This is a genomic window from Shouchella hunanensis, assembly GCF_028735875.1.
Lineage (GTDB): Bacteria > Bacillota > Bacilli > Bacillales > Bacillaceae_D > Shouchella > Shouchella hunanensis.
In genome coordinates this window covers 3,900,133-3,911,564 of the sequence record NZ_CP117834.1, presented here as the reverse complement: position 1 = coordinate 3,911,564, position 11,432 = coordinate 3,900,133, and the positions used below count along the sequence as shown (strand labels likewise).

13 protein-coding genes are annotated in these 11,432 nt (G+C 41.4%); all 13 read left to right on the top strand.

The window, feature by feature from the left end:
• Window position 1 precedes the first annotated feature (1 nt).
• Window positions 2-601, top strand: coding sequence for a chemotaxis protein CheC (locus PQ477_RS20035; protein WP_246117208.1), 600 nt, complete (start codon window positions 2-4; stop codon window positions 599-601).
• Window positions 598-1,083 (top strand): chemotaxis protein CheD, encoded by a 486-nt coding sequence (locus PQ477_RS20030; RefSeq protein WP_035398519.1) that lies wholly within the window; start codon window positions 598-600, stop codon window positions 1,081-1,083. The genes PQ477_RS20035 and PQ477_RS20030 overlap by 4 nt, the downstream gene beginning before the upstream one ends.
• A gap of 15 nt (window positions 1,084-1,098) precedes the next feature.
• On the top strand, window positions 1,099-1,854 hold the full coding sequence (locus tag PQ477_RS20025; protein ID WP_060704008.1) for a FliA/WhiG family RNA polymerase sigma factor: 756 nt from the start codon (window positions 1,099-1,101) through the stop codon (window positions 1,852-1,854).
• Window positions 1,855-1,867: 13 nt separating this feature from the next.
• Window positions 1,868-2,272: a DUF6115 domain-containing protein gene (locus tag PQ477_RS20020; protein WP_274272754.1), complete on the top strand. Its 405-nt coding sequence runs from the start codon at window positions 1,868-1,870 to the stop codon at window positions 2,270-2,272.
• A gap of 161 nt (window positions 2,273-2,433) precedes the next feature.
• Entirely contained in the window at window positions 2,434-3,177 is a 744-nt protein-coding gene (gene rpsB, locus PQ477_RS20015) for a 30S ribosomal protein S2 (protein WP_035398923.1), read from the top strand.
• Window positions 3,178-3,266: 89 nt separating this feature from the next.
• Window positions 3,267-4,151 (top strand): translation elongation factor Ts, encoded by an 885-nt coding sequence (gene tsf / locus PQ477_RS20010; RefSeq protein ID WP_274272753.1) that lies wholly within the window; start codon window positions 3,267-3,269, stop codon window positions 4,149-4,151.
• 83 nt (window positions 4,152-4,234) lie between these two features.
• On the top strand, window positions 4,235-4,951 hold the full coding sequence (gene pyrH, locus PQ477_RS20005; RefSeq protein ID WP_038480687.1) for a UMP kinase: 717 nt from the start codon (window positions 4,235-4,237) through the stop codon (window positions 4,949-4,951).
• Between the two features lie 5 nt (window positions 4,952-4,956).
• Entirely contained in the window at window positions 4,957-5,514 is a 558-nt protein-coding gene (gene frr, locus PQ477_RS20000) for a ribosome recycling factor (RefSeq protein ID WP_035398926.1), read from the top strand.
• Window positions 5,515-5,623: 109 nt separating this feature from the next.
• Window positions 5,624-6,400 (top strand): undecaprenyl pyrophosphate synthase, encoded by a 777-nt coding sequence (gene uppS / locus PQ477_RS19995; protein WP_035398928.1) that lies wholly within the window; start codon window positions 5,624-5,626, stop codon window positions 6,398-6,400.
• 14 nt (window positions 6,401-6,414) lie between these two features.
• On the top strand, window positions 6,415-7,212 hold the full coding sequence (locus PQ477_RS19990) for a phosphatidate cytidylyltransferase (RefSeq protein ID WP_060704010.1): 798 nt from the start codon (window positions 6,415-6,417) through the stop codon (window positions 7,210-7,212).
• Between the two features lie 40 nt (window positions 7,213-7,252).
• Window positions 7,253-8,395 (top strand): 1-deoxy-D-xylulose-5-phosphate reductoisomerase, encoded by a 1,143-nt coding sequence (gene dxr, locus PQ477_RS19985; RefSeq protein WP_274272752.1) that lies wholly within the window; start codon window positions 7,253-7,255, stop codon window positions 8,393-8,395.
• Window positions 8,396-8,414: 19 nt separating this feature from the next.
• Window positions 8,415-9,668 carry an RIP metalloprotease RseP gene (gene rseP, locus PQ477_RS19980; protein WP_035398932.1) on the top strand — a complete coding sequence of 418 codons (1,254 nt, stop codon included), beginning with the start codon at window positions 8,415-8,417 and terminating at the stop codon, window positions 9,666-9,668.
• A gap of 31 nt (window positions 9,669-9,699) precedes the next feature.
• Window positions 9,700-11,397: a proline--tRNA ligase gene (locus tag PQ477_RS19975; RefSeq protein WP_274272751.1), complete on the top strand. Its 1,698-nt coding sequence runs from the start codon at window positions 9,700-9,702 to the stop codon at window positions 11,395-11,397.
• Window positions 11,398-11,432 lie beyond the last annotated feature (35 nt).

Below are 11,432 nucleotides of genomic sequence, written 5' to 3'. Positions count from 1 at the left end.
AATGGAAAAAGATCTGTTAAAGGAAGTTGCTAACATTAGCACTGGCTTTGCGGCAACGGCTTTATCAACTCTTTTACAGCGCCAAGTAGCGATGAATGTGCCGGAAATTGCCCTTCATGCAATGGAAGATTTACCGCGGTTGAGTGCTTACCACCAAGAGGTGTGTGCTACGGTACATGCACCAATCGCTGGTGATGTGGAAGGGACAATGTTTTTCTTAACAAGTATGGATACAGCGGTGCGCCTAGTAAAAATGGTCTTACCTAATGTAGAAAGTGATCTTGATGTACACACGTACCCGCTTGCTTCTTCGGCGTTCCAAGAGATTGGCAATATTGTCATAGGCTCTTATGTGACAGCGATTGGTTCTCTAACGTCATTAACGCTTTATCCACTTGTAACGGAGTTAACCATCGATATCGGAAGTGCGGTTCTGGCAGAGGCGACCTATCAACTCGTTGAAGTAGATCAGTTTTTTCTAATGGAAACGTCCATGAAAGTAAAAAACGAAGAAGAAGGAATGGAAGGATTTTTGCTTTTTATACCAAATGAGAGGGCTGTCGCAGTACTAAAAAGAGCCCTTGAAAGAGATCGTACATGAATGAGCAACGTGAAACAATCTCAATTGGTGAATGGAAAGTATTAAGTCGTTCAGGAACACTGCGAACATGTGGGTTAGGCTCTTGTGTTTGTGTTGTTCTCTATGATGATACTTATGTACACGCCGGTATGGTTCATATTATGCTTCCAGATTCAAACCAAGCTAGAAAAACAGCATTTAATCCTTGGCGCTATGCGGATACAGCGTTGACACTTTTACACAGGGAGTTAGTCAATCAAGGTGCTAGCAACTTACAAGCAAAGATAGCAGGAGGAGCGCAAATGTTCCGTCATGCGATGCGACAAGAATACATGCAAATCGGAAAGCGAAATGTAGAAGCTGTAACGCTATGGCTTGAAGATGCCCATATTCCAGTGGTAGCAAAAGATGTAGGTGGAGCGTGTGGGAGAACCGTAGAATTTACACTACCTACGTTCACCATGCACGTGCGTACAGCGAGCAAAACGATTAAACAGATATAGAAGGAGAGGAAGAGAATGAAATCAGAAGCTGAGCTTTGGGCATTGTGGCACGAATCAAAATCAAGTGAAGCGATTGAAGCATTAATTCACTATTATTTACCTCTCGTTCAATTTCATGTTCAGCGTGTATCAAAAACTTTGCCAGCAACGGTGACAAAAGATGAGTTAAAAAGTCATGCTTTAGAAGGCTTATTTGATGCCATCCAGCGATTTGACCCAAGTCGGGATTTAAAATTTGATACATATGCGTCGTTTCGCATTCGTGGTGCCATGATTGATGGTCTTCGAAAAGAAGACCGCTTGCCACGGACGGTTCGAGAAAAGATCAAACGAATGGACCAAATTGTTGAGCAACTTGAGCAAGTTCAAGGTCGATCCGTTCATGAAAAGGAAATTGCTGCTGAAATGAAGTTATCAGCAAAAGAAGTTTCATCGATTAGATATGATCAATTTACGAGTATGAATATTTCGTTTGACGAGCTAGTGTCATCAACAGGTGATGGTGTCTATCAAACACAGGTAAAAGACGAACAAATAGAACAACCCGGTGAACGTCTTATTCAAACAGACACAAAGAATGAACTGATTGAGCGGTTAAAGGCGTTGAACGAAAACGAGCAGCTCGTCATTCAACTCAGTTATTTCGAAGAATTATCGTTAACGGACATTGGAAGAGTGTTAAATCTATCTACGTCAAGAATTTCACAGATTCACGCAAAAGCGATCAAAAAACTAAAGCAGGGGTTTGTGGAACGAGCGTTCGTTCGTTAGAAGGAGGGATCTAATGGGGATATGGATCAGCTTACTTATACTCGCTGTCGTTGGATTAGGTCTCAAGATTGCAAAGCTTCAGCATCAGGTAAATCAACGTTTAACAAAAGAAGAGTTAGAAGAAGCGCTTGCTCTTTTTTTACACGATATCAAGAAGGATAATGAAATTGTCATCGATGCATTTCATCAGCAGCTCAATCGAACGAACGAAAAGCAGTCTACTAGTGTTGATGTTAAAACCGATACGACCCGTTCTACTGAAAAACAACCTGAATTAAACCGTGATCAAGTAGTCGATCGGATTCGAACCTATCAACGCAATGGCCATCATGCTGCTGATATTGCCAAAACGTTAAAGATTGGAATACGAGAAGTCGAGCTTATTCAACATGTAAATAAGCAAAACCAAAATAATTAGCGCCGTCACCTTGCTTATCAACAGCAAATATGATACGATAATTGACGGTGTTAAATACACACGCAGAAGGATTTTGGCGAAGGTGCTCTTATCATAGATAAGTGTGTCGTCAAGAAATGAATGCTGCGGAGGATAAAAAAAACCATAAGGAGGTGTTTGGTGTGGCAGTTATCTCCATGAAACAATTACTAGAAGCTGGTGTTCACTTCGGTCATCAGACTCGTCGTTGGAACCCAAAAATGGATCGCTACATCTTCACAGAAAGAAACGGTATTTATATTATTGACCTTCAAAAAACGGTCAAGAAAGTCGAGAGTGCGTACAATTTTGTTCGTGATCTTGCAGCTGACGGAGGAAAAATTCTTTTCGTTGGTACAAAGAAACAAGCACAGGATTCAGTTCGTGACGAAGCGATTCGTTCTGGAATGTACTACATTAACCAACGTTGGTTAGGTGGAACATTAACAAACTTCGAAACGATTCAAAAGCGTATTACACGTCTAAAGAATCTTGAAAAAATGCAGGAAGACGGTACATTTGATGTTCTTCCTAAAAAAGAAGTTATCCTTCTTAAAAAAGAAATGGATCGTCTAGAGAAATTCTTAGGCGGTATTAAAGACATGAATAGCATTCCTGACGCTTTATTCGTTATTGACCCACGTAAAGAGCGTATTGCAATTGCGGAAGCACACAAGCTAAATATTCCAATCGTTGCGATTGTAGACACAAACTGCGATCCAGATGAAGTGGATTACGTGATTCCAGGTAATGATGACGCGATTCGCGCCGTTAAATTACTAACTGGAAAAATGGCTGATGCTGTAATCGAAGCAACTGCTGGTGAAGAAGAAGTAGTCTTAGAAGATACAAATTCTGAAGACGTTGAGGAAACGACGACAGCATAAATGTTGGACTCCAAAAAGGGTGGTGAAGGGAGATTAACCCTTTCCCGCCTTTTTTTTGTGAAAAAGATTTGTAAATAGGAGGAATTTAAATGGCAGTTACAGCGAGTATGGTAAAAGAACTTCGTGAAAAAACAGGCGCTGGCATGATGGATTGTAAGAAAGCGCTTGTTGAAGTTGATGGAGATATGGACAAAGCAATTGATTTTCTACGCGAAAAGGGTATTGCAAAAGCTGAGAAGAAAGCAGACCGTGTTGCAGCAGAGGGTCTTGCGTCAGTTGTAACAAGTGGAAACAAAGCGGTTATCGTTGAAGTGAACTCTGAGACAGATTTCGTTGCGAAAAACGAAAACTTCCAAGGTCTTGTTAAAGAATTGGCTGAGCACGTTTTAGCTGAAAACCCAGCAACAGTTGAAGAGGCGTTAGAGCAAAACTTTAAAGGTGGAGACGATACCGTTCTCTCTCACATTAATTCTTCGATTGCAAAAATTGGTGAAAAACTTTCTCTACGCCGTTTCACGGTTGTTGAAAAAGAAGACAGTGATGTATTTGGCTCATACCTACACATGGGTGGCCGTATCGGAGTTCTTACGTTAATTGGTACTTCAAATGATGAAGAACTTGCGAAAGACATTGCGATGCACGTTGCTGCAATTAACCCAACCTATGTTTCTCGCGATGAAGTAACGGGTGATGTTGTTGATCGTGAGCGCGAAGTACTTAAGCAACAAGCGCTTAACGAAGGCAAACCTGAAAACATCGTTGAAAAAATGGTTGAAGGTCGCTTAAGCAAATTCTTTGAACAAGTATGTCTACTTGACCAGCCTTTCGTAAAAGATGGCGATCAAAAAGTTGGTAAGTATGTAAAAGGAAAAAATGCTACTGTGAAAGCATTCGTTCGTTACGAAGTAGGCGAAGGTATTGAAAAGCGTGAAGATAACTTTGCTGAAGAAGTTATGTCTCAAGTGAAAAAATAACAACCTAGTAAAGGGACACAACATTCGTTCGTGTCCCTTTTTTACAAGAACAGATAAGGAACAAAGCAAATTCGGAGGTCACAATGAACAAATACAATCGTGTCGTTTTAAAGCTTAGTGGAGAAGCATTAGCTGGAGAACAAGGGTATGGAATTGATCCGACAATCATTAAATCTATTGCTACGCAAATTAGAGAGATTGTTGAACTAGAAGTAGAGGTAGCCGTCGTTGTTGGTGCCGGTAATATTTGGCGCGGAATGGCTGGTAGTGCTCAAGGAATGGATCGTGCCACTGCAGATTATATGGGCATGCTGGCGACAGTTATGAATTCCCTTGCTCTTCAAGATAGCCTTGAATCGATTGGTGTTGAATCACGAGTGCAAACATCAATTGAAATGAGACAAGTGGCAGAGCCTTATATTCGTAGAAAAGCGATTCGTCATCTTGAGAAGAAGCGTGTTGTTATTTTTGCAGCTGGAACAGGGAACCCATACTTTTCAACTGATACTACTTCTGCGCTACGTGCGGCGGAAATCGAGGCAGAAGTCATCTTAATGGCGAAAAATAATGTAGATGGCGTTTATAATGCGGACCCTCGTACGAATGAGGATGCAACAAAATATGACACGATTACGTATATGGATGTTTTAAAAGAAGGGCTTCAAGTAATGGATTCAACTGCTTCATCCTTATGTATGGACAACGACATTCCACTTGTCGTATTCTCTATAATGGAAGAAGGCAACATTAAACGCGCCGTTTTAGGTGAAAAAATTGGTACAGTGGTCAGGGGGAAATAATTGTTATGTCAAAACAAATTCAAGATGATACTAAAGGAAGAATGGATAAAGCCATTGAGTCTTTAAATCGTGAACTAGCGAAACTTCGTGCTGGACGTGCAAATCCAGCTCTTTTAGACCGTGTTACAGTAGAGTATTATGGAGCAGAAACACCGTTAAATCAACTTGCTTCTATTACGGTACCGGAAGCGCGTTTACTTTTAATTACGCCTTTTGATAAATCAGCCATTAGTAATATTGAAAAAGCGATTATGAAGGCTGATCTTGGCTTGACACCATCAAGTGATGGACAAGTAATACGTATTATTATTCCAGCACTAACAGAAGAGCGTCGGAAAGAATTAAGTAAAATTGTGTCAAGAACAGCTGAAGATTCGAAAGTAGCTGTTCGTAATATTCGTCGTGATGCGAATGATGACTTGAAAAAGCTTCAAAAAGACGGCGAGATGACAGAGGACGAGCTACGTGGAGAGACGGACAACATTCAAAAGTTAACAGACTCTTATATTAGTAAGATTGATACACGTGCTAAAGAAAAAGAAGAGGAAATTATGGAAGTCTGATCAATTTACGTGTATGATAAAGAAAAGTAGGAGACCCTCTTTAATAGGGGGTTTTTTACACTTTTAAGCATCGTGAAGGGCGAACCGCTAGTGAGACGGAGGGCGAAGAATGCTCGAGAAATTTTCTAAATGGAAGCAAGCTTTTCATACAGAAGAGGAAAAGCAATATGATAGAAACCTTGATTTAAGTCGGATTCCAAAGCATGTCGCCATTATTATGGATGGCAATGGCAGATGGGCATCCAACCGAGGCCTCCCTCGCATTGCTGGTCATCGTGAAGGGATGAAAAATGTAAACAAAATTGTCCGAGCGGCAAATGCGTTACAGGTGGAAGCACTTACCCTTTATGCGTTTTCAACAGAGAATTGGATGCGCCCGAAAGCGGAGGTTGATTTTTTATTAAGTTTACCGGAACGCTACCTTAAAAGCGAACTCCCGACTCTTATTAAAGAAAATGTACAAGTCCGAATTATGGGAACGAAAGAAGAGTTGCCGGTTCATACAATTCGAGCTGTGGATGAAGCAATTGAAAAGACAAAGCATAATACCGGGTTAATTCTAAACTTTGCCCTTAATTATGGCAGTCGATTTGAGATGGCGGAAGCAATGAAACAAATTGCGTTTAAAGTAGAATCAGGTGAGCTTCGAGCAGAAGACATTAATGAAGATGTGATTGGTGCGCATTTAATGAGTTGTCAGCTAAAGGATCCAGACTTATTGATTCGCACGAGTGGTGAAATCAGATTAAGTAATTTTATGCTGTGGCAGCTTGCTTATAGTGAATTCTGGTTCACACCTGTACTTTGGCCCGATTTTAATGAGAATCATTTCCGTGAAGCCATTGCGACCTATCAAAATCGTGGTAGACGTTACGGAGGATTATAGGAAGGGCGACAGTAATGAAAACACGAATTGTAACAGGATTAGCGATTGGGGTTGTCATTTTAGCATTTGTTTTTCTAGGTGGCTGGTGGTTTTCCATTTTTGTAACCTTAATGGCAACGATCGCGATGATGGAATTACTTAAAATGAAAAAAATTCAAGCCTTATCGTTAAGAGGAATAGCCGGGCTTATATCAATGTGGCTGCTATTAATTCCAACGAACTGGTTTGATCAATTTATTCCGATAGAAAATACAAAAATAGAATTGTTTATTTTTCTCATCCTTATTTTGTTAATGCTGACGGTGTTAACAAAGAATAAACTAACCTTTGATGAGGTTGGATTTATGATACTATCAAGCGTTTATGTTGGGTTTGGTTTTCACTTCTTGATAGAGGCTCGAAATGTAACCGAAGTTGGTCTGTGGCTCGTTTTATTTGTCATTGTCTTAATTTGGACAACCGACTCTGGTGCCTATTTTGTTGGGAAAGCGATGGGAAAACATAAGCTTTGGCCAGAAATTAGTCCGAATAAGACGATTGAAGGCTCTCTCGGTGGGATTGTTTTAGCTGTTATCGTCGGAAGTTTGTTCTTTTTCCTTACGCCGGCATTTACTTCATACATAACCGCAGTCTTTATTATGCTTGCCACTGCCGTTTTTGGGCAAATTGGTGATTTAGTAGAGTCAGCGTTAAAACGCCATTATGCCGTGAAAGATTCAGGAAATGTATTACCTGGACATGGTGGTATATTGGATCGGTTTGATAGCTTAATCTTTGTCATGCCGCTCTTGCATCTTTTGCAATTAATATAAAAGATGAAGTAGTTCGCTTGCGAGATGGGGAGGAGAAACGATGAAAAAAATTAGTTTATTAGGCTCAACAGGTTCAATTGGTACACAGACATTAGATGTTATTCGGGAACATCCTCAAGCATTTTCCTTAGTAGCATTGTCCTGTGGTGTAAATATCGAGCTGGCTCGTAACCAAATTAAAGAATTTAAACCGAACCTCGTTTCGGTGGCAAAAGAAGAGGATGCTAAAACGCTTCAAAGGGAATTTGGCAAAGAAGTGGAATTCTATTATGGCGACTCTGGTTTAGTAGAAGTTGCAAAGTCGTCTGATGCCGATGTTGTGGTTACCGCTATTACAGGATCTGTCGGCTTGCTGCCAACGCTGGCTGCCATTGAAGCAGGCAAACCTGTTGCCATTGCGAACAAAGAAACCCTTGTAACAGCAGGGCATCTAGTAATGGAAGCAGCGAAAAAACAAGCTGTTCCACTTATTCCTGTCGATAGTGAGCACTCTGCTATTTTTCAAGCTTTAAATGGAGAACCTCATAAAGCAATTGATCGGTTAATTTTAACTGCATCAGGAGGAAGTTTCCGAGATAAAGCTCGACATGAGCTCCAAGATGTCACTGTGGAACAGGCTCTATCCCATCCAAACTGGTCAATGGGAGCAAAGATTACGATTGATTCTGCTACAATGATGAATAAAGGCTTGGAAGTGATTGAAGCAAATTGGTTATTTAACATGGACTATAACCATATTGATGTAGTAATCCATAAAGAGAGTATTATTCATTCAATGGTAGAGTTTCATGACCGGAGTGTGATCGCTCAATTAGGAACACCAGATATGCGTGTGCCCATTCAGTATGCGTTGACGTACCCTGATCGTTATGCACGACCTGAAGGAGAGCGATTGAATCTTGCCGAAATCGGTAAACTTCATTTTAAGGATCTTGATTTTGAACGTTATCGCTGTATGAAATTTGCTTATGAAGCAGGCAAAAGTGGAGGCACTATGCCAACCGTTTTAAATGCAGCAAATGAAGTGGCAGTGGCGAAGTTTTTGAAAGGCGAGATTACTTTTCTACAGATTGAAGACGTGATTGAACAAGCATTACATACACACACAAAGCAAGCAAATCCTTCACTTGAAGAAATTCTTGCTGTTGATCAAGCAGTTCGTGCACGTGTAATGAACAACTAACAGGAAGGCGGTATGGCTGTTGAATACGTTACTAGCTTTTATTGCCATATTCAGTGTGCTTGTATTTGTACACGAATGGGGTCATTTATTTTTTGCGAAGAGGGCAGGCATTCTTTGCTACGAATTTGCAATCGGAATGGGGCCGAAGCTGTTTGCTTTTGAAAGAAACGACACCATTTATACAGTGCGTCTACTACCGATTGGTGGCTACGTTCGCATGGCTGGTGAAGAGCCAGAGCAAACGGTTATTCGACCAGGTTATGAAGTTGGACTCGTATTTGATGACCAGCAGCGTGTAACCGAAATTATTGTCAACAATAAATCAAAGCACCCCGAAGCTCATGTTGTACAGGTTGAACGAATTGATCTTGTTCACGATCTTTATATTGAAACCATTGATGAGGATTCAGGTGAGCTTGTACGCTATCCCATTCACGAAAAAGCAATGATTGTCCAAGATGAAGTTGCGCAAATGAATGCACCATGGCATCGTCAGTTTGGTTCAAAATCATTAGGGGCTCGTGCAATGGCGATTTTCGCTGGACCGCTAATGAACTTTATTTTAGCGTATGTTATTTTGCTAGGATTGTTTTCCATTGCGGGCTTTTCGACAAATCAAATTGACCCAATAGAAGGATCGCCGGCAGAACAAGCAGGTTTGCAAGCTGGAGATTTAATCGTCGCTGTAGATGGCAATGCAACAGAACGTTGGCAAGATATGCAGCAAGCTATTGGTGAAAGACCAAACCAAGATGTGGCGATTACGTTTGAACGTGAAGGTGCACAGCAAGAAGTAACGCTGACAACTGGCTCAAACTATGTGTCAGAAATTGACGAAGAAATCGGTGTGATTGGCGTAGCTCCATTAAGAGAATCTGGATTCGTTGCAGCTGTTGGTGAATCGGCAACTACATTTGTGGATTTTGCCACATCTATTTTTAGTACATTAGGTTTGATTCTTACTGGTGAGTTTTCACTTGATTATATTTCTGGTCCTGTTGGGATTTATAATATAACGGATTCTGCTGTGGCGGCAGGAACGTACCAGGTATTCTTTTTTGCGGCACTGCTAAGTGTCAACCTTGGTGTAATTAATTTGTTCCCAATTCCTGCTTTGGACGGCGGACGATTAATGTTTCTGGCGTACGAAGCTATACGAGGTAAACCTGTCTCGCCAGAAAAAGAAGGTGCTATTCAATTTATTGGCTTTGCTTTAGTGATGTTATTGATGATCGTGGTGACGTGGAACGATATAAGCAAGCTATTCTCTTAAGTTAGATGAAGTGAGTAAAGGAAGTGACGCAATGAGACAGTCAACTTATTTAGTACCAACGATGCGTGATGTGCCTGCTGACGCTGAAGCGAGAAGTCACCAACTTATGCTTCGGGCAGGAATGATGCGCCAACTTGCATCAGGAGTATATGCCTATCTTCCATTAGCGAAAAGAGCGATGACGAAGATTGAAGCGATTATTCGTGAAGAATTAGATGGAATTGGCGCGCAAGAATTAACATTGCCAGCTTTACACCCAGCTGAGCTCTGGCAAGAATCTGGTCGGTGGGAAGATATGGGCGATGAATTGATTCGTTTAAAAGATCGTCACAATCGTGATTTTGCCCTCGGTGCAACCCATGAGGAAGTGATTACAACCATTATTAAAGATGGCATTACGTCATATAAAAAGCTTCCATTAAATGTCTATCAAATCCAAACGAAATTCAGGGATGAGCGCCGTCCGCGCTTCGGTTTATTGCGTGGGCGTGAATTTATTATGAAAGACGCGTATTCGTTTCATGACACAGAAGAAAGTTTAAATGAAACCTATTGGGCTATGCACGAAGCGTATTCTCGCATTTTTTCACGTGTAGGGCTAACATTCCGCCCGGTTATTGCTGATTCTGGTACGATGGGTGGTAAGGACACCCATGAATTTATGGCACTCGCTTCGGTTGGTGAAGACACCATTGCTTATTCAGACGGCTCGGACTATGCAGCGAACCTTGAAATGGCTTCAAGCCTTGCACCAGAGCCGCCTCAAGCACAGGAATATGGCTTGCTTGAAAAGAAAGCGACTCCTGGAGCGAAAACGGTCAATGATGCGGCAGCTGTCTTAGGTATCGACCCTGATCATATTTTAAAAGCGTTAGTGGTATTCATCGATGGCAAAGGTTCGCTTTTACTGCTTCGCGGAAATGATGAGTTAAATGAAGTAAAAGCTCTTCATGAGCTAGGTGCTAAAGAACTGCGTATGGCAACAGAGGAAGAAGTTGTTGAGTTATTTGGGGCGACACCAGGCTCTATTGGCCCCATCAATGTGACCACTGTACCAATTTATGCAGATCACCGTATTCATGGAATGGAAACCATTGCTTGTGGTGCGAATGACACCGGCTACCATTATATCAATGTCGGACCGGGTAAAGATTATCAAGCCACAGCTTATAAAGATTTACGTACAGTAAAAGAAGGGGATCCATCTCCTGATGGACAAGGCACCCTTCAATTTGCAGAAGGCATTGAAGTAGGTCAAGTATTCAAACTTGGTCGCAAGTATTCTGAATCATTACAAGCAAAGTACCTTGACCAAAACGGCAAAGCGCAGACGTTTCTAATGGGCTGCTATGGAATTGGTGTTTCAAGAACCATTGCGGCAGTGATTGAACAGCATCACGATGAGAATGGTATCGTTTGGCCCACATCTATTGCGCCGTTTCTCGTTCACCTACTAGCCCTTAATGTGAAAAATGAAGAGCAGCAAGCATTAGCGAAAGCGATTTATGCAGACTTAAAACAGGCGGGAATCGATGTATTATTTGATGATCGTGGTGAGCGAGCTGGTGTGAAATTCAAAGATGCAGATCTGATTGGCCTTCCTATACGAATCGCAGTTGGTAAACGTGCAGGTGAAGGAATTGTTGAAGTAAAAGTAAGAAAAACAGGCGAACAGCTTGAGCTAACAAAAGAAGATCTAGTACAATGGGTAAAGGAATTTGCCAATTGACAGAAGTGGACTGGCCAATCGGTCAGTCCATTTCC